The sequence below is a fragment of the Arcicella rigui genome, from assembly GCF_034929435.1.
GTDB lineage: Bacteria > Bacteroidota > Bacteroidia > Cytophagales > Spirosomataceae > Arcicella > Arcicella rigui.
In genome coordinates this window covers 257,420-275,944 of record NZ_JAYFUM010000007.1, presented here as the reverse complement: position 1 = coordinate 275,944, position 18,525 = coordinate 257,420, and the positions used below count along the sequence as shown (strand labels likewise).

Sequence of the window (18,525 nt, the reverse complement as noted above, 5' to 3'; positions counted from 1 at the left end):
AGTGAATTGTGAATGAGTGATTTTTGTATTAACAATACTAAAATCTAAAACTCTTAATTACTCATGACTTAAAAGCTCAAAGCTGGAGGCTCAAAGCTTTCCTTATTTTTTTAATTGTTTTTCTAATTTTGAAATTTTACTGTCAAGGTTTATTAAATAAACGATGATTCCTGTAAAAATAGTTGCTACCACAGCTACAACCACATAAATTCTTCCATCCGCAAAAAGTTTATCGGCCATTTCAGGCTCTCCAGCGGCATTATCTTGTGCAAAAAGGCTCACCGAAACCAGCAAGCAAATAAGTAACGAAAGTGCTTTTTTCATGTTATTAATCTTGATTCAATGCTATCAATTTTCTAATTCTTAATCTTAAACTGGTAATCCAAAAGCCCAGACAAATCCAACCGATACAAGCTGGATAAAATACAATTCGCATCGTATGTTCTGTATCCATTGGCTTAAAACCCGGATTACCGCCATTGCCCGGGTGCAACGAGTCCGTCATTCTTGGTAAAATAATCAAGAGGGGTATCAACAAAGCCACTGCAAAGATGTTGTAGATGGCTGAAATTCTTGCCCTTTGCTGTTCATCTGTAAACGAACCTCTGAGAATAATGTAGGCAAAGTAAATTAATAAACCAATGGCTGCACCGTTGAGTTTTACGTCGTTTGTCCACCAAGTTCCCCAAGTATATCTTGCCCAAATACTTCCTGTGGCAATACCAACGATACCAAACATAATTCCAGTATTGGCATATTCAGAAGCTTTGTCATCAAAATCAATTTCGGGTTTACGCAAATATTGAATAGAATTCCAAACCGAAACACTTAACATCGCAAACATAGAAAACCACATCGGCACATGAAAATAAAGATTTCGGGCAGTTTCGTGAAGGACAGGCTGACGAGGAATTCTTCCAAGAAATCCCCAAGTAACCACATAAGCCAATAATACAACGGCTAAAATTTTGTACCAGTTTTGTTTCATTATTTATTTGTGATTGAGTGAATTGTGAATGAGTGAATATTAACTCCCTCCTATTTTAGCACCCAGCTTACTACTATTTATTTTTGATTGAATTTTAAGAATAATTCTACCACTCTTCAATCATCATTTATTTAATTTCAATTTTATGAATCTTCAAAGTAAAATCTTGAATCTTAACTTCTTCTTTCTAAAATCCTAAAGTCCATAATCCTAAAGTCACCAAGTCTAAAATCTTGCTTCTTGCCTCTTTTTTCTTACAGTCCTAAAATCCAAAGTCTTGTATCTTGCTTCTTGTCTCTAAACGTCTATTTCAACTTCTCCACAAAAAAGGAAAAAGAATCACACTCAGCACCAACACGATAGCGTCGATAGCCAAAAGCATCATTACTTCGTCCCAGCTACTACTTCTGTCTAAGCCATCCAAAGCGTTTTTTGAAACTTTTAGTAACATCAACAACATCGGAAGAATAACTGGAAAACTCAAAATAGCCATCAATGTTGCACTATTTTCTGCTTTTGAGGCAATCCCTGCAATCATGGTAAGCGTACTGGCAAAGCCCACCGCCCCCAATACAATACTTAGCAAGTACAAGCCCATGTCGCCTACTGGATTACCCATAATTACAGCATAAACCCCGAAACCAGCCAAAGACAAAACCAACATTAAAAGGGTGTTATAGACAATTTTCGAGAGAATAATACCGACTGGACTGGCTAAAGTGTAGTAATACAACAATCTTCCGTAACGCTCTTGAGTAAAACTCTTGGCGATGGCATTCATGGCTGTAAAAAGTAAAATAATCCAAAAGAGTGTATTCCAAGTGATTTTGTCGATGTGATTCGATTTTAAGCGAAAAGACAAATAACAAACATAAACTGTACTAACAATATATAGCAACATACCGTTAAGTGCATATTTCTGCCGTAATTCAAGGGTAATTTCTTTTTCTATTAAAGCCTTAATCTCTTTGAACATTCCTCTGGATAGGCAAAAGCCTACAATGCGTTGTAATTTTTTTTGCAAAGTTACGACACAAACAAAACGCTTGGTTATGAAACAAAATAATAATTTGACTATCCAAAATGATTTTAGTCATTTATTGTTTCTAATGAAGGAACTCTTTGTTAATTTGCATTTGTTTTGAATAAGTCTAAATAAATCTATAAACTGTAATGATTTTTTTGATTTAGGTGTTATTCAAAAATATAAAAAAGCAAAGCCATGAAAACCATTGCAGATTTAAAAATAGGAGAACGAGGTATTATTGTTAATTTCACGGACGAAGATTTATCTTTGAAATTGCTTGAAATGGGTTGTTTGCCCGGAACACAAGTAACCATGACGCACATTGCTCCTTTCGGTGACCCAGTTGCGGTGAAAGTTTCTGGATACGTACTTTCGATGCGAAAAGACGAAGCCTCAACGATTATTGTTGCTTAATTGAAGCCTTACATTGATTTGTGTTAAATTATGTTGATTGCTCAATAACCTGAGCTTTTGAACTAATAAATTAAAAAATTGAAAAAATCTCCAAAAATAGCTCTCATCGGAAATCCAAACGCTGGGAAATCATCTTTATTCAATTCATTAACAGGACTCCGCCAAAAAACGGGAAATTTCCCTGGAGTGACCATGGATAAACTTATTGGAAAATGGAAATTAGAAACTGGGGACGAAGCAGAAATTCTTGATTTACCCGGAATTTATAGTATTTATCCAAAATCCATGGATGAGCAAGTGGTTATCAATATTTTGGCTAACCCCAAGCATCCTGATTATCCTGATTTAGCCATTGTTGTTGTTGACGCTTCTAACCTAAAGCGTAATTTGTTGCTTTTCAGCCAAGTACGTGACTTGGGCATTCCTACGGTTTTGGCATTGAACATGATTGACGTTGCTGAAAATCAAGGAATTGTGATTAATTCCGTTAAGCTTTCTCGTGAATTAAATGTAGAAATTGCCGAAGTAAATGCCAAAAAAGGCATCGGACTAAACGGCTTACGTTTGGCTGTAAACAAAACTTTGGAGTCGGGCTATAATTCAAATGATACGCTACCGATGAATTACTCTAAAGAATTGGTAGAAGAAATCAAACAAAAATATGGCGAAACCGACGACTACCACGCTTTACTTTGGTTGGCAGAACATGATAATTTACGTCAATTCGATACACAACAAAGAGTAGGTTTTGATGAACTTCAAATAAAGTACGGCTGGAAAACGCAAGAGGCACAGTCGAAAGAAACGATGGCAAGGTATGCACAATTGAATGAAATTGTGGATAACTGTTTGCACGAAATGCCCGTAGAAGAAGAACCTATCAATACTTGGACAGACCGATTGGATAAAATCTTCCTACATCGTTTTTGGGGTTACTTTATCTTCTTAGGCATTTTATTCATTGTTTTTCAAGCCATTTTTACTTGGGCAACTTACCCAATGGATTTGATTGACGGCGGAGTAGCTTCACTAAACGATTTCTTGAAATCAGAATTGCCCAATTCAAAACTGACTGATTTATTAACCGATGGTTTGGTTTCAGGAATTGGTGGTGTACTGATTTTTATTCCACAGATTGCTTTCTTGTTCTTGTTTATTTCTATGTTGGAAGAAACAGGTTACATGTCGAGAGTAATGTTTATCATGGATAAACTAATGCGTCGTTTCGGTTTGAGTGGAAAATCAGTTGTGCCACTTATTTCGGGAATCGCTTGTGCAGTGCCAGCCATTATGAGTACCAGAAGTATCAGTTCTTGGAAAGATAGGCTTATCACCATCATGGTTACGCCCTTGATGTCTTGTTCGGCACGTTTGCCCATTTACACTGTTCTGATTGCCTTGGTTGTTCCTGAAAAAAGTACTTTGTTTGGTATTTTCAATTTACAAGGAGTAGCTCTTTTTGCTTTGTACTTATTGGGCTTTTTTATGGCTTTATTTTCAGCATGGATTATGAAATTATTGCTAAAAGTAAAAGAAAGAAGCTACTTTATTATGGAGTTGCCGTCTTATAAAGGTCCAAGATTTGCCCACGTAGCCCTTACGATTCTAAATTCAACAAAAGCTTTTGTATTTGAAGCAGGGAAAATTATCGTGGCAATTTCTATCGTACTTTGGGTGTTGGCAAGCTATGGCCCGGGCGATGCAATGATTGAAGCCGAAAAGAAAGTAAAAACAGAAAATCCAACCTTAACAGGTATTGATTTAGAAAATAAAATTGCTTCGCAAAAACTTGAAAACTCTTATGCAGGCGTTTTCGGAAAAACGATTGAGCCAGCCATTAAACCCCTTGGCTACGACTGGAAAATCGGTATTGCCCTCATTACTTCTTTTGCTGCTCGTGAAGTATTCGTAGGTACGATGTCCACCATTTATAGTTTAGGTGGCGAAGTAGATGACGAAAACTCAACTGTTATGAACAGAATGCGAGCAGAAATCAACCCAGATACAGGCAAACCCATGTACGATTCAGCACTTGGCTTTTCTTTGCTGATATTTTACGCTTTTGCAATGCAATGTATGAGTACACTGGCAACAACCTACCGTGAAACAAAATCGTGGAGATACCCAGCTATTCAATTATTTTATATGACTGGCTTGGCTTATATTTCTGCTTTTATCGTGTATCAGATTTTGAAATAATTTCACGGGAAATAATGAAATTGAATTTTTAAAGATTAAAATAGATATCGACAAACAAAAAGGCTTCTGAAATCAGAAGCCTTTTTAATGAATACACACCCTAAACTATTATAATATCTCGTCCAAAGCAGCTACTTTACCGATTTTTGAGTTACATTCTTTGTAATATTCATGTTCCCAATCACTCAAATTTTCGATAGTTTTATCTGCAATATTTGTCAAAGCTTCTTGTGTTAAGAAAGCCTGATGTCCTGTTACTAACACATTCTGAAAAGAAAGTAACTCCAACAATAATGGGTCTTTTACTTCATCTTCAGTGTGTTTTTTAAAGAAAATACCTCTTTCATTTTCGTACACATCCAACCCCAAATAGCCTATTTTCCCTGTTTTTAATCCTTCAATAGCATCTTTTGTATTCACGATTCCGCCACGACTGGTGTTGATTAACATTACTCCGTCTTTCATTTGAGCAATCGTTTCTTGATTAATCAAATACTTCGTTTGTGGCGTAAATGGCAGATGTAAACTGATGATGTCTGATTCTGCTAAAAGTTTTTCTAAAGAAACATACGCAAAATGTAGATGTAAAGCTTTTTTGTAATCTTTCACCACATCATATACCAACACTTTACAACCGAAACCATTCAATATTTTGGTAACAATAGAACCTATTTCACCCAAACCAATAATACCTACGGTTTTTCCGTGCATATCATAGCCAATAAGTGGAGCGAGGTCAAATTGATATTGATGTGCGTTCTGATTCGCAAGTATCAATTTTCTATTCAATGTCAGCATCATTCCGATACTGTGCTCGGCAATGGAATAAGGCGAGTACGAAGGCACATTGCCTACTGTTATACTTAACTGTTTAGCTACGGCTAAATCTATATGGTCTGTTCCAACCGAACGAGTGGCGATATGACGTACACCATTTTCTCTGAGTACTTCCAACACTTCTGCTGAGGCATCGTCGTTGGTGAAAACTGAAATGGCGTCATAACCAGCAGCTAAAATGGCTGTATCTATATTCAACGATAAATGACTGTAAGTAACTTCGTGTTGGTCTTGGTTGGCATTTATCAAATACTCTTTTTCAAATTCTTTAATGCTATAAAAAAAGGTTTTCATTATTTCGGAGGTTTTGATTTAGGATATGTTTTTTTGTTGGTTCAAAATTACTTTCCTAAAAGCTCCAAAACTATGACATTTGTCAGCCTAATATTTGAGAGAAAGCATCATTCTGAAGAAGTGCTGAATGATGCTTTCTGAGTTTTGAATACAATCTAAAAATTGTTCTAAATAGGTGATTATACAAGACAAAATGCTAATCACCAATCACTTTTTACTAATCGTTACTTAATTGATAAATTCCCAAGCACTTTGGTAAGCGTTAAGCCGCTCGGCATACTCGATAAAATCAGCATAGAAAGGAAACTGTGCCAGTGTAGCACTATCGCCGATGATGACTAATTTTTTTCTGGCACGAGTCATCGCTACGTTCATTCTGCGGATGTCTGAAAGGAAACCAATCATTCCTTCAGCATTACTTCGGGTCATACTGATATACACAATGTCTCGTTCTTGCCCTTGAAAACTATCAATCGTATTCACCGAAATTTTGTCTGAGTACAATTGTAATGCTGGGCTATGCTCTAATTGTTCTTTGAGTAAATTGATTTGTTGTTTATAAGGAGAAATAATGGCTACCGTCGGGAAGTTTTCGGGGCTATACTCCAATGCCAGTTCATCACTGAACAAACAGAGATGACGCATCAAAAGAGCCGCTTCTTCTGGATTGGTGGAACTTGTACCTTCAATTTTTTCTTCAAATCCACAACCCGCAGTATCAATAAATAATAGTGGCGTAGTATCACTTTTCAGCGTATGATTTGCCACCGAAGTATGTGCTTTGAGTTTATTCTGATAAAATACTTGTGAAGAATAACCCATAATTTGCTCGTGCATACGGTATTGTTCAGCTAATAAAGTAACAGATGCTGGATGTAGAGCGATACATTTTTCAAATAAAGTAACGTTTAACCCATCTTTTGCGGCTTCGTTTGATTTAATCGTTGGCGATAATTGGCAATGGTCACCAGCCAAAATTACTTTCTGTGCTTTTAAAATCGGAATCCAACAAGCAGGTTCTAAAGCTTGCCCAGCTTCGTCGATAATGACGGTATCAAACTTTAAATTTCTTACAGTATAATGCGTAGCTCCGACCAAAGTTGCGGTAATTACTTGAGCTTTCGCCACCAAATCGTCGATGATGTACTGCTCGGTATTGCCGACTTCTTTCATAATTTTATGGGCTTCATCAAAAAGTAATTTGCGTTGGTCACGTTCCGATTTCCCAAAACTTCGCTTATACTTATGAGCCATATTTTTATATTCCTGAGCTTGCTTTTTAAGCCTTTTTGCCTCACGAATCATCGAATGGTCAGCCATTTTATAGTCCAAAGTCAAAGCCATTTGCTTTTCATTTACTTTGGCTGGATTTCCCACACGCAATACATTCAAACCTTCTTCATTCAGTTTTTCACTCAATAAATCAACAGCAGTATTACTCGGAGCAACCACTAAAATTTTCTGATTATCTCTTTGAATCAAGGCTTTTATCGCTTGAATCAAAGTAGTAGTTTTTCCCGTGCCGGGAGGGCCGTGAACGATAGCTAATTCGTTGGCAGATAAAATTTTATCGACCGCTTCATTTTGCCAAGTATTCAAACTGGGAATAGAAACGGTAGTTTTTTGCTCTTGGAAAGTTGGCTGTTTTTCGCCAATCAATACTTGAACTAAATTATTTTCGGATTTTTCAGCCAAGGCAGCGGCTTGTTTGAGTGCCGACTGCATTTCGTCAAAACTGTTGTCGTCAAACAAAACATCAATACCTAATTTGCCATCTCTACTCCACTCAGGCAACTCATCGGTTTTCAACGTAATTTTTAAACGATTGCCGTTTTGATGCGAAATCGTTCCTTCAATTCTATCATTCTGTGGGTCGTGATTACTGAAAAGTACTGCTGGCATTCCAAACCTAAATTGATGAGGAAGGTCTTGATGAGTAGTGCGTTCGATTTCGACCGAAAGATAATCTCCACGACCAATTTCTGAACCTCGAATCGCAATCGGATACCACGTAAGTCCGTTCGCTCGGCGTTCGCTAACGGATGATTTTTCAGTAAGTTGGATGTACTGATTCAGACTTTCGTCTCTTTCTGTTTTTAGTAAGTTGAGTAGTTTTTTGAAATAATCCATACACAAAGGTAATGGATTATTCACTTTTCAGAGAAACGACTTATACAGAAGCTCAAGCAAATTTCTTTTTATGGAGTTTTCGGGCGTATAAATAGGGAAGTATCAACAATGAAGTTAAATAAGTTCCTATACAATAAAGTACATAGTTCAAAGGTAAAAGCAAGACTAAAAAGATTGTAATTAATGCTCCGAAAAACTGAACTTTACCCAAGAATCTCTTCGTCTTTTTTTGAATAATTTCATCTTCAAAAAAAGCACTAAGAGTATCTTCAACAACGATAATATTAGCACGAAAATTTCCAATAATTGCCATTGTTAAAAGATAGAAAGTAAGCATAATTTTAGGGTTTTCAATAGTTTGGTTTGTATATAAGACCAATAAAACCAAGTTGCCCAAACTAATAGTGAGCATTATGTATTGCCAAATTTCAATAGATTTCTCGGCATTAGACTGTTCAGTAAGTTTTAGGTCTCGTTTTGCTCCCCAAAAAATAAAATATGGAGCTAATAATGCACCAGAAGCCGCACCAATTATAAAATCCATTCCTTTACCAAGTCCCCCTTCATAAGTAAAAGAAACATAAAAAGACCCAGCTATAAAAAGTACAATCAAGATTTCGAGCAATACAGATTTAAGTTTCATGTTTTGTTAAATTTAGAAATTGTTATAGAATGAATAGCTTTTAAGCGATATTCCATTTTTTATAAATACCTGATAGTAAGGAGATTAAAATACTAATCACCAATCACTACTTATTGATTTGTAAACGAATACGTGGTTTTTCAACTTTGGGCAAAGCTATTTCTTCTTTCTTTACAGATGATTTGAATTGAACAAACCAAGCCAATACTTCGTCCATAACTGTCATATTCAGAGAGTAAGTAATAAACTGCCCTTGTTTTACAGCCACTACCAAATCGGCTTGTTTCAACAAATCTAAATGATGCGAAATGCTGGGTTTACTCATGTTGAATTTATCCGCAATCTCACCTGCCGTCATATCTCCATCTTTCAGCATCTCCAAAATTTCTCGTCGGGTAGCATCATTAAAGGCTTTAAAAAGAGTATTCATTTTTCTTGATTTTTACTCGTTGATAAATATTTAGACAAATATCTAAATAAAATCAAACATACAAAATTATTTTAAATAAATATTTAGACAAACTTCTAAATACTCATCAAAAATAAAGGCTATCTTTATGCCAGACAGCCTTTATTATGATTTAATCTATCATTTTCTAAGCAGCAATTTCCGTCAATGCCTTCACAAAAGCGTCTAATTCTGCTGTTGTTGTATATAAATGTGGCGTTACTCTTACGCCCATTACATCAGCTTTGGGGTTTGCAATCGCTACCGTGAAGATTTTGTATTTATCAAAAAGTAATTTAGATAATTCTGGAGGTGTTTTTCCTTTTACGCCCACATTGGCAATGCCACAGCAACGGAAAGCTTCTTTTGGCGTATTCAGAATAATATTTGGGTTGTCCCTTACTTTATCTGTCCAGTATTTTTGAAGGAATCGCAAGCGTGCTTCTTTGCGTTGAATACCAATTTTTTGGTGAAATTTAATGGCATCTTGTATCGCCAAATCCGTTGCTACGGGAATTGTTCCTGTATGATTGAGCTTACGAATATCATCATCGGCAAAACCCATATCGCCGTACAGTTGCCAAATTTGTTTGATTTTATCTTTCCTTACATATAAAATTCCAGCTCCAAGCGGATTGCCGAGCCATTTATGCAAACTACTTCCATAATAATCACAACCGCCAAGGTCTTCTATTTTAAAATCTAAATGTCCGAAAGCGTGAGCTCCATCCACCATTACTTCTACACCGTGGCGATGTGCCATTTCCACGATTTTTTTTACTGGCAAAATTTGTCCTGTAATATTGATTAGGTGACAAATCATCAACAAACGAGTTTTAGACGTAATGGCTTTTTCGTAAACCTCCACAATTTCTTCGTCCGATTTTGGATGATTTGGAACAGAAACCATTTTATTGACGATGCCATATCTGCGAGCTTGCAACTTGAACATATCTAACATCGCACCATAATCTTGCTCTGCCATGACGGCTTCGTCGCCTTCTTTCCAAGAAAATCCTGCGATAATCGTGTCCAGAGATTCAGTGGTGTTTCTGGTAATAATCAATTCTTCATGTGAACAGCCCAATAATTCCGCCAACTGTTTTCTGGAAACCAATTTATCATCAAACTGACGAGTACGCATATAATAAGAAGAAACCTTATTTACGTCACGAATATGCTGAATGTAAGCTTCTAATACTTCGTTGGAAGCCAAAGAATAATAGCCATTTTCGAGATGAATAAAATCATGCGTGAAATTGTAGGCAGTTCTGATTTGTTGCCAAAAAGCCTCATCTTCCGCCAATTTTTGGGCTGGAATCTGTGCTGTTTTGGCTAAAAGGTTTTCAATATCAAGCATTGAAACCGCAGAAATACCTGTGAATGTTTTAAGAAACTGACGTTTGGAGAGATTTGGCATTGTTTGAAGTGAAGGATTTTTGGAATTATGAGTTATGAATTTTGAATTATGAGCAGTTTGCCGCTGCGATGATGAAATCAAAGCATTAGGAAATAAATGCCTCTCTTGAAATTACAGAATTTATGTAAGAAGACAAAATAAGTAATCTATGTAAAAAGACTTGATTGTATTGATTCAGCATTTTATAGAGATGTCTAAATTCATAAACGCAACGGCGGACCGCTCATAATTCATAACTCATCATTCATAATTAGCACAAGCTTTCAATAAAAGCGTCGTAAATTGCAGGAATATTTTGTAACCTTATTCTGAATGTCCCAAGAATTTCCGCCACTTCCCATACTTTTTCAAGACGAACATTTTGTTGCTATTAACAAACCGCATAATTTATTAGTCCATCGTTCTTCTATCGCTGCCGATGAAAGTGTTTTTGCCTTGCAATTACTCCGTGACCAATTGAATTGTTGGGTAAGTCCATGTCATAGATTAGACCGTAAAACTTCGGGCGTTTTACTTTTTGCTCTTTCTTCTGAAGCCGACAAAGAAGTAAAAAAACAGTTTGAAGCCCATACCATTCAGAAAAAATACTTGGCTTTGGTAAGAGGTTATTTGCCTGAATCGGGCATGACCGACCGACCATTGGAACGAGAAAAAGGAGGTTTTCAAGATGCCATTACGCACTTTAAATGTTTGCAACAAGTAGAATTGCCGATTATGGTAAGTAGATACCCTACTTCTCGGTATTCATTGGCAGAAATTTCGCCAGAAACGGGAAGAATGCACCAAATCAGAAGGCATTTTGCACAATTGAGGCATTATTTAATTGGTGATAAAACTTACGGGGAATGCAAGCAAAATAAAATGTTTGAAGAGAAATTTGATTTACACACCATGCTACTGCACGCCAGAGAATTGGTTTTTGAACATCCTTTTACCAAAGAAAGTACCCGAATTATTGCTCCGATGAACGAAGAATTTATCCGAGTACTTTCAGCAATTGGTATGGATACCGCAGGACTGTAAGAAAATTTAGATATTCCCGCTTACTTCTTGAATGGTTGCAGCCAAACGAGTGTAGTACAAAGTCGTAGTGGCTTCAAAACCAGAATCAGTTCCCAAAATCATCCAAATGTTACCATTTGCGTCTGTTTTAGCAGAAACTACCCCTGTTTTTCTGATTAATTTGTATTCGCTTTTATCAGTGCCATTAGCAATATTGCCGAATACTTTCATATCATCACCATTAGTAGCTTGTTGCATTTTTTTAATATTCATGGTATAATGCTTTGAAGTACTGTCAAGCACTTTTTTAGGTTCAATGCCCGTAAAGCCTAAACCAAAATAAACACTTTCGCCCGGTGACCCACCTACTCCCATAGCATTTGAAGGAGCATTAGAAGCAAGTTCCACTTCAAAGCTAATGGCATATTTCTGATTTGCTTTCAGCCCCGAATACTTACGTGTGATGAACATAAACAAGTCGTCACTGTGGTTATTGCCCGAAATTCTGAGTGCTTTTTTAGTTGTATCCAAAGGCATTGGTAACTTGGCTTGGCTGAACTTTAATTCATAAAAATTCTCTTCACCAACAGGATAATCAGCGAAGTCACCCTTCCACCCTTCTACTGAAGTATTGAAGTTTTCATTGATATAAAAGGTTGGAATGTAAGGTGTATTTTCCAAGGCACATGAAGATAGAATAGAGGCTACGAATAAACTTAAAATGATTTTTTTCATGGTATTTTTTTAAAGTTTGTTTCACCAATGACCCTACTCTTGTAGAAATAGTTGGAAAATATTTTTATCTTTTTTTAAAAAAAATAGCTATCTTTATGATAATCAACAATATATAAAATATTAATTTTCATACAAATACTGAATTATGGGTAAGCGTCCTTCAATGCACAGTAAATACTTTTAGCGTAGTAATGTCATGTTGTATCTGATTATTCTTTCAAAATAAAGGTATGTTTTACAAAGTTTTTCAGCCACATCCAGCTCTGCGAGAGTTTGTTAATAACATCATGGTTTTTCAATTAGACATTCCTCTACATGAAAAACCACCTACTATTTCGTTTCCTCCTTTGGCTGAACAATGCCTTTATTTTTATCCTTTTGAAGTACCTGAAAGTGAATATTTAACCAGCCACAAAAAAGTAATTCTCCCACAAAGTATTTTGGTTGGGCCGCAAGTAAATCGGATAAAATTGAAAATGCCTCATCGGAATTTTACGATTAAAGTAGGTTTTCAGCCGGGCGGATTATATCGTTTATTGGGAATACCGATGAACGAAATGATTATGGATGAATCTTTAGAAAGTACTTATTTTTTAGACAAAAATATCAAGTTCATAATTGAACAATTACAAGAAACGGATTCTTTAGAAAAGTCACTCGAAATTGTCCAAAACTTCCTTTTGAGCAAGTTGAAAGTGCTAAAACCCAAACTTCCGCTCGACGATGTTTTACCGCTGATAAGTAAAAATGGAGGCTTAGTAAATATTGATACTGTTGCTTCGCAAGCTTGTGTGAGTACTCGTCAGTTAGAACGTTTGTTTTTACAACGCTTGGGACTTCAACCTAAATTTTTTGCCCGAATGACACGCTTCGCAAAGGCTTGGACATTAAAAGAAAAATTCCCTGACACAAAGTGGACAACAATTGCATACCAATGTGGCTATTTTGACCAAATGCACTTAATTCGAGACTTTAAAGCTTTTTGTGGAATATCGCCTTCAGTTATTGAAGATGAATTCAAATACTCTCCATACTATCTCGGAAGTCAATTTTATGACGATTAGCTTATCGCCAAAGATGTCGCATTTGTACTATTCTTAGGCAAAGCCTCAGCCTAATTTTGTAATCATAAACTTAAAAATATGATTATGAAATCTTTACTCCTCTCCTTTTTCTGGGTTGCAAGTCTATCTTTTGGCTTTGCTCAAGACCGTTCACAAGATAAAATTGCTATCGAAAAACAAGTCGATGCCGTAATTAATAGTTGGAATAATCACAATTACGACGACATGAAAGAGTACGCTACCGAAGATGCCGACTGGGTAAATGTGGTAGGAATGTGGTGGAAAAACCGAAAAGAAGTACAATATGCCCATCAGGTTTTTCATAAAGTAATGTTTCAGAACACGCCTTTGAGCAAAACAAGTGTACATACCCGATTTATTACCAACGACGTAGCCGTTGTTCATCTATATTGGCATATTGGAGCTTATACTTCGCCCAATGGTAATTACTACAAAGAAGCTGAAAACTTAGCCCTGATGGTTTTCGTGAATAAAGCTGGTAAATGGCTTTTAAGCTCCGCTGAAAATGTAATTATCAACGAAGCCGCACAACAAAGTAATCCTACCAATAAAATGCCTAAAGAATAATTCAGAATATTTTTTAACCTTATCGTTCTGAATATTAATAAATTCACTAATTTTGCAGTCCCGAAAATGAAGCTAATGGTACTTTCGTTGCGGGAATTACAAATTTTAACGTACCAATACAATGAATCAAAAAATCAGAATCAAATTGAAGTCATTTGACCACACTTTAGTGGACAAATCGGCTGAGAAAATCGTGAAAGCGGTTAAAGCTACAGGTGCAGTAGTTTCAGGTCCAATTCCTTTGCCTACTAAAATTGAGAAATTCACAGTTTTGCGTTCACCACACGTAAACAAAAAAGCTCGTGAGCAATTCCAATTATGTACTTATAAGCGTTTAATTGACATTTTCTCATCATCTCCAAAAACAGTTGATGCGTTAATGAAATTAGAATTGCCTTCAGGTGTTGATGTTGAAATCAAGGTGTAGTTTTCCTTGCTTAGAACATAAAAAAATCCCTTCTAACGCTGTTAGAAGGGATTTTTTAGTTTTAGTCGATTCTTATTTCTTCAAAATCGCTAATTCAGCTTGAACGAAATTCATCAATGAGGCAATATGTTCTTTCGAGAAATCAAAAGGAATATTGGCTGCCGCATAAATTTCTTTCATCGGTTTGGTATAACCCAGTTTCAAAGCGTTTAAATAACCTTCCAAACCTTTTTGCGGATTTTCTTTATAATTTTTCCACACGCCAATCGCTCCTAACTGAGCAATTCCGTATTCGATATAATAGAAAGGCAATTCAAAAATATGCAATTGACGATGCCACATCCAAGATTTATAGTTTTCTAAACCCGACCAGTCCGTTACAGAATCAGCAAATTTCTCATAAATATTTATCCACGCCGCTGTGCGTTCTTCTACGCTATGCGTTGGGTTTTCGTAAATCCAATGTTGGAATTTATCCACCGTTGCTACCCACGGAAGTGTACTGAGAATATCCTCTAAATGTTGAATTTTAGCACGCTTCAATTCTTCTTCGTTATCAAAATACACATTCCAGAAATCCATCGAAATCAATTCCATCGACATCGAAGCCAATTCTGCTACTTCCGAAGGAAAATTACGGAAAGTATTCAACATCAAATCTTTCGTTACGATTGAATGCACCGCATGACCGCCCTCGTGAAGCATCGTAATGACATCACGCATCAGCGATGAAGCATTCATAAAAATGAATGGGAAACCTGTTTCTTCTAAAGGATAATTGTATCCACCAGGTGCTTTGCCAACTCTTGATTCCAAATCCAAACGACCCATTTCTTTCATAATACTTAGGCATTCACCTAAAAATGGATCTAACTGAGTGAAACATTCAATGGTTTTGTTCAATAAATCTTCGCCACCATTGAAAGGATGTAGAGCCGCACGACCTTTTGCATCCACAGATTTATCCCACGGACGTAACTCGCTTACTTGTAAAGCATTTTTACGCTCAGTTGCTACATTGTTTAAAATCGGAACAATGGTTTCAGCCACCGCTTCGTGGAAATTGAAACAATCGGCAGGAGTATAATCAAAGCGTTTTAATGCGGCAAAAGAGTAATCACGATAATTTTCAAAACCTGCATTCAAAGCAATTTGATGACGCAAAGCTGTTAATTTATTGAAAATTTCGTCCATCTTTTCATGGTCTTGAAAACGACGTTCCTGAATTTTTCTATAAACAGATTCTCTTAAAGCACGGTCGGTATTTTCCAAGAAAACGCCCGCTTGTTGAAGCGTTTTAGTTTGTCCATCCAATTCAACCGTCATTGCTCCTACCGTTGCTTGGTATTGGCTTGAAAGATTTTGGATTTCTGTAAAAAGAGCAATGTTTTCATTTCTAAAAATCTCAGTCGATTTTTTCATTCCTCTAATCGTGATGTCAAAACCTGTTTCGGTTAATTCATCCAAGAACGGACTTTCGAGTGTTTTTTTGTTCAACACATCGTCGTACTCAGCCAAATGTGGTTGAATTTCAGTCACAAATTGGTCGAAATGAGCTTTTATTTCCTTATCGCCCGTATCGCAAGTCATTTTGATATAACGCCAAGCGAAGTTTTCAGAAAGGTAACTTTCCAATTCAGAGCGGTCGGTAAAAAATTTGCGTAAATCGTCCACGTCATTAATAGAACGTTCTACCAAATTATCGAATAAAGGTTTTACACTTTCCCAAGTGCTTAATTGAAAATCAGCCGCCAAAAACTTACGAACTGGCGGATTAATGTTTATCGTTTTTGTCATTGTGTTTTATAAAGAAGTAAGCAGCTTTTTCATCACCTTTCAAGCTACACGTATTGAAAATTTTGTTTATCAAAAGTAATAGAACTTTGCTTGATTGCCCCCAATCTTAGCTAAAAATCGCCCGAAAAATGTAAATTGCATTAAAAATGAAATTTAAAATAATCCCTACGTTTCCACAAAATTCATGTCACTCACCAAAGAACAAATCTTAAAACAATATTACGGCTACAATGCCTTTCGTCCATTACAAGCTGAAATTATCGACTGGGTACTTTACGGGCAAGATGCGATGGTATTGATGCCAACGGGTGGTGGAAAATCACTTTGCTTTCAGATTCCAGCTTTAGTGATGCAAGGTTTAACGCTGGTTATATCGCCATTAATTGCCCTGATGCACGACCAAGTACAAGCCCTAAAAGCAAACGGCATTGCAGCAGAGTATATTAATTCTTCCCTGAGTACGCAAGAGCAAAATTTGATAGAACGCCAATGCAGAAACGGCGAGCTAAAACTTTTATATATTTCTCCTGAAAAACTTTTTACACAAGGATATTTAGACTGGATTCTTTCTTTGAACATCAGCCTTTTTGCCGTTGATGAATCTCACTGTGTTTCTACTTGGGGGCATGATTTTCGCCCTGAATACACCAAGCTGAATGTGTTGAAACAAGCTTTGCCTGATGTGCCAATGATTGCTTTGACCGCCACAGCCGACAAAGTAACTCGAAAAGATATTTTGGCTCAATTAGGTATTCCAGAAGCTAAAGTTTTTATTTCTTCTTTTGATAGACCCAACCTTTCACTTTCCGTTCAGGCAGGACGAAATCGTATTAAAATCATTCAGAATTTTATAGCAGAGCGTCCACGACAATGTGGAATTATTTACTGTTTGAGTCGAAAAAATACTGAAACAGTAGCCGAGGCTCTTCGGAAAGTTGGCATCAATGCCAAGTATTATCATGCGGGAATGCCTGCACAAGAGCGTTCGGAAGTACAAAATCAATTTATTCAAGATGATATTCAAGTAATTGTAGCCACAATTGCCTTCGGAATGGGTATTGATAAATCCAATGTGCGTTGGGTAATTCATTATTCGATGCCCTCGAATGTAGAAAGTTTTTATCAAGAAATTGGTCGTGCCGGACGTGATGGGTTAAAATCAGATACGCTGCTTTTTTATTCTTATAATGACCTATTGGTCAGAAAAGAAATGATTGCAGATTCTGGTCTTCCACCCGAAATGAAGGAAGTACAAGTAGCCAAACTTGAACGAATGAAGCAGTATGCCGAAGCAGAAATTTGTCGCAGACGCATCCTTTTGAGCTATTTTAACGAAGAGGTTGTAAACGACTGTGGTAATTGTGACGTTTGCAAAAATCCGCCTATCCGTTTTGATGCTACGCTGATTGCCCAAAAAGCTCTTTCAGCCATTGCCAGAACAGGTGAAAATGTAGCAATGGGGATGCTGATAGATATTCTGAGAGGCTCGAACAACAGACGTATCATAGAGCATAAGTATCACGAAATCAAAACCTTTGGTGCTGGTAAAGAGTTAAAAGCTGACGAGTGGGCAGATTATTTACAGCAAATGTTGAATTCGGGCGTGATGGACATTGCTTACGATGAAGCCCATGCTTATAAACTTAACAATGCGTCTTGGGCGATTTTGAAGGAAGGTAGAAAAGTACAGTTGGTACGTTACAGACCTTTTGAAGAAAAACAAGCTGAACGTGAAGCCAATATTCCGAAAGAAAAATCAAAAAGAGAAATCATTAAAGATGAACTTTTTGAAAGACTACGAGTACTCAGAAAACAAATTGCTGATGAAAAAAATATTCCGCCATTTGTGGTTTTCTCGGATGCTACACTTTCGGATATGGCACAGAAAAAGCCCTTGAATCAGTTAGAAATGTTTAACGTTTCGGGCGTTGGTGAACAAAAGTATCGACAATTCGGAGAAGTATTTTTAAAAGAAATTCGAGATTTTCTGAAAACCGTCGCAAAAAGTTCGGCAGTAAGTACCAAAAATAGTGATACAATTCAAACTACGTATCAGTTGTACAAAGAAGGTTTTTCGGTAGAGGAAATTGCTGAACAAAGGAAACTGAATCCTGCTACAATTTTTTCACATCTATCAAAACTCTATGAAGAAGGCGAAGAAATAAATATTTCAGCTTTCCTTAGCCAAGCCGAATTCAAAGAAATTATTCAAGCCGCAAAAGCCATGAATATCAAAAATGGCGACCCCGTAAAACCTCTATTTGAAGCAATGGATGCTAAGTTTGAATACCATAAAATAAGAATTGCTTTATTGATTGCGGAAAAAGAAGAAAATAGAAGCTAATTGTTACTGTTATTTTAAAAAAAAGACCAACTTTGTTATTTATTCACCGAGTACTCAATTGAGTATTTATCCATATATTCAAAAAAAAGGCTAAATTTCATTGATTTATCAAACAAATCAATTTTTGGAATATTTATTGCGGCAAATAAAATTAGCTTATCAGTGTTT

General features: G+C 36.4%; 17 protein-coding genes. 7 read left to right on the top strand and 10 right to left on the bottom strand.

Translation table 11 applies throughout. The annotated features are described in order from the left end of the window. Positions 1–102: 102 nt before the first annotated feature. The 3 genes from VB248_RS07385 to VB248_RS07375 all read right to left on the bottom strand — a co-directional run bounded on the left by VB248_RS07385 (position 103) and on the right by VB248_RS07375 (position 1,964). Positions 103–324, bottom strand: a complete 222-nt coding sequence (locus VB248_RS07385) for a CcmD family protein (RefSeq protein ID WP_323296104.1) — start codon at positions 322–324, stop codon at positions 103–105. Positions 325–328: 4 nt separating this feature from the next. After that, on the bottom strand, positions 329–988 hold the full coding sequence (locus tag VB248_RS07380; protein ID WP_323296103.1) for a cytochrome c biogenesis protein: 660 nt from the start codon (positions 986–988) through the stop codon (positions 329–331). A 310-nt stretch (positions 989–1,298) separates the two neighbouring features. Then, complete coding sequence (locus VB248_RS07375; protein WP_323296139.1) at positions 1,299–1,964, bottom strand: heme exporter protein CcmB; 666 nt, start codon at positions 1,962–1,964, stop codon at positions 1,299–1,301. A 246-nt stretch (positions 1,965–2,210) separates the two neighbouring features. On the opposite strand from VB248_RS07375, the gene VB248_RS07370 reads away from it, so the two are divergent. Together VB248_RS07370 and feoB are read left to right on the top strand one after the other, a co-directional pair. Then, a complete protein-coding gene (locus VB248_RS07370) occupies positions 2,211–2,429 on the top strand; it encodes a FeoA family protein (protein WP_323296102.1) in 219 nt (72 codons plus the stop codon). 78 nt (positions 2,430–2,507) lie between these two features. Beyond that, positions 2,508–4,628: a ferrous iron transport protein B gene (feoB, locus tag VB248_RS07365; RefSeq protein ID WP_323296101.1), complete on the top strand. Its 2,121-nt coding sequence runs from the start codon at positions 2,508–2,510 to the stop codon at positions 4,626–4,628. Positions 4,629–4,736: 108 nt separating this feature from the next. On the opposite strand, the gene VB248_RS07360 is transcribed toward feoB, so the two are convergent. The 5 genes from VB248_RS07360 to VB248_RS07340 form a co-directional block, all read right to left on the bottom strand. Beyond that, on the bottom strand, positions 4,737–5,759 hold the full coding sequence (locus VB248_RS07360) for a 2-hydroxyacid dehydrogenase (RefSeq protein WP_323296100.1): 1,023 nt from the start codon (positions 5,757–5,759) through the stop codon (positions 4,737–4,739). A 228-nt stretch (positions 5,760–5,987) separates the two neighbouring features. Beyond that, the gene (locus tag VB248_RS07355) at positions 5,988–7,889 is read right to left on the bottom strand and encodes an AAA domain-containing protein (RefSeq protein WP_323296138.1); all 1,902 of its coding nucleotides are present in this window, start codon (positions 7,887–7,889) and stop codon (positions 5,988–5,990) included. A gap of 52 nt (positions 7,890–7,941) precedes the next feature. Beyond that, the gene (locus tag VB248_RS07350) at positions 7,942–8,532 is read right to left on the bottom strand and encodes a hypothetical protein (RefSeq protein WP_323296099.1); all 591 of its coding nucleotides are present in this window, start codon (positions 8,530–8,532) and stop codon (positions 7,942–7,944) included. A gap of 106 nt (positions 8,533–8,638) precedes the next feature. Next, positions 8,639–8,962 carry an autorepressor SdpR family transcription factor gene (locus VB248_RS07345; protein ID WP_323296098.1) on the bottom strand — a complete coding sequence of 108 codons (324 nt, stop codon included), beginning with the start codon at positions 8,960–8,962 and terminating at the stop codon, positions 8,639–8,641. A gap of 166 nt (positions 8,963–9,128) precedes the next feature. Then, on the bottom strand, positions 9,129–10,400 hold the full coding sequence (locus tag VB248_RS07340; RefSeq protein ID WP_323296097.1) for an aminotransferase class V-fold PLP-dependent enzyme: 1,272 nt from the start codon (positions 10,398–10,400) through the stop codon (positions 9,129–9,131). 312 nt (positions 10,401–10,712) lie between these two features. Here VB248_RS07340 and VB248_RS07335 point away from each other — a divergent pair, with 312 nt between their 5' ends. Further along, entirely contained in the window at positions 10,713–11,423 is a 711-nt protein-coding gene (locus VB248_RS07335) for a pseudouridine synthase (protein WP_323296096.1), read from the top strand. Between the two features lie 6 nt (positions 11,424–11,429). Here VB248_RS07335 and VB248_RS07330 read toward each other — a convergent pair whose 3' ends face one another. Next, a complete protein-coding gene (locus tag VB248_RS07330) occupies positions 11,430–12,137 on the bottom strand; it encodes a hypothetical protein (protein ID WP_323296095.1) in 708 nt (235 codons plus the stop codon). Positions 12,138–12,367: 230 nt separating this feature from the next. Here VB248_RS07330 and VB248_RS07325 point away from each other — a divergent pair, with 230 nt between their 5' ends. From VB248_RS07325 to rpsJ, 3 genes are all read left to right on the top strand, one after another. Next, positions 12,368–13,201, top strand: coding sequence for a helix-turn-helix domain-containing protein (locus VB248_RS07325; protein ID WP_323296094.1), 834 nt, complete (start codon positions 12,368–12,370; stop codon positions 13,199–13,201). A gap of 84 nt (positions 13,202–13,285) precedes the next feature. Then, on the top strand, positions 13,286–13,789 hold the full coding sequence (locus VB248_RS07320; RefSeq protein ID WP_323296093.1) for an SgcJ/EcaC family oxidoreductase: 504 nt from the start codon (positions 13,286–13,288) through the stop codon (positions 13,787–13,789). A 121-nt stretch (positions 13,790–13,910) separates the two neighbouring features. After that, a complete protein-coding gene (gene rpsJ, locus VB248_RS07315) occupies positions 13,911–14,216 on the top strand; it encodes a 30S ribosomal protein S10 (RefSeq protein WP_184135098.1) in 306 nt (101 codons plus the stop codon). Positions 14,217–14,288: 72 nt separating this feature from the next. Here rpsJ and VB248_RS07310 read toward each other — a convergent pair whose 3' ends face one another. Next, positions 14,289–16,013: a M3 family oligoendopeptidase gene (locus tag VB248_RS07310; RefSeq protein ID WP_323296092.1), complete on the bottom strand. Its 1,725-nt coding sequence runs from the start codon at positions 16,011–16,013 to the stop codon at positions 14,289–14,291. A gap of 184 nt (positions 16,014–16,197) precedes the next feature. Between VB248_RS07310 and recQ the strand changes: the two genes are divergently transcribed. After that, positions 16,198–18,357, top strand: coding sequence for a DNA helicase RecQ (gene recQ, locus VB248_RS07305; RefSeq protein ID WP_323296091.1), 2,160 nt, complete (start codon positions 16,198–16,200; stop codon positions 18,355–18,357). The last annotated feature ends 168 nt before the right edge of the window (positions 18,358–18,525 follow it).

Excerpts from the sequence above, each read along its gene's own strand:
- VB248_RS07385 (WP_323296104.1), bottom strand. The coding sequence starts at position 324 with ATGAAAAAAGCACTTTCGTTACTTATTTGCTTGCTGGTTTCGGTGAGC.
- VB248_RS07380 (WP_323296103.1), bottom strand. The coding sequence starts at position 988 with ATGAAACAAAACTGGTACAAAATTTTAGCCGTTGTATTATTGGCTTAT.
- VB248_RS07375 (WP_323296139.1), bottom strand. The coding sequence starts at position 1,964 with ATGTTCAAAGAGATTAAGGCTTTAATAGAAAAAGAAATTACCCTTGAA.
- VB248_RS07370 (WP_323296102.1), top strand. The coding sequence starts at position 2,211 with ATGAAAACCATTGCAGATTTAAAAATAGGAGAACGAGGTATTATTGTT.
- VB248_RS07360 (WP_323296100.1), bottom strand. The coding sequence starts at position 5,759 with ATGAAAACCTTTTTTTATAGCATTAAAGAATTTGAAAAAGAGTATTTG.
- VB248_RS07355 (WP_323296138.1), bottom strand. The coding sequence starts at position 7,889 with ATGGATTATTTCAAAAAACTACTCAACTTACTAAAAACAGAAAGAGAC.
- VB248_RS07350 (WP_323296099.1), bottom strand. The coding sequence starts at position 8,532 with ATGAAACTTAAATCTGTATTGCTCGAAATCTTGATTGTACTTTTTATA.
- VB248_RS07345 (WP_323296098.1), bottom strand. The coding sequence starts at position 8,962 with ATGAATACTCTTTTTAAAGCCTTTAATGATGCTACCCGACGAGAAATT.
- VB248_RS07340 (WP_323296097.1), bottom strand. The coding sequence starts at position 10,400 with ATGCCAAATCTCTCCAAACGTCAGTTTCTTAAAACATTCACAGGTATT.
- VB248_RS07335 (WP_323296096.1), top strand. The coding sequence starts at position 10,713 with ATGTCCCAAGAATTTCCGCCACTTCCCATACTTTTTCAAGACGAACAT.
- VB248_RS07330 (WP_323296095.1), bottom strand. The coding sequence starts at position 12,137 with ATGAAAAAAATCATTTTAAGTTTATTCGTAGCCTCTATTCTATCTTCA.
- VB248_RS07325 (WP_323296094.1), top strand. The coding sequence starts at position 12,368 with ATGTTTTACAAAGTTTTTCAGCCACATCCAGCTCTGCGAGAGTTTGTT.
- VB248_RS07320 (WP_323296093.1), top strand. The coding sequence starts at position 13,286 with ATGAAATCTTTACTCCTCTCCTTTTTCTGGGTTGCAAGTCTATCTTTT.
- rpsJ (WP_184135098.1), top strand. The coding sequence starts at position 13,911 with ATGAATCAAAAAATCAGAATCAAATTGAAGTCATTTGACCACACTTTA.
- VB248_RS07310 (WP_323296092.1), bottom strand. The coding sequence starts at position 16,013 with ATGACAAAAACGATAAACATTAATCCGCCAGTTCGTAAGTTTTTGGCG.
- recQ (WP_323296091.1), top strand. The coding sequence starts at position 16,198 with ATGTCACTCACCAAAGAACAAATCTTAAAACAATATTACGGCTACAAT.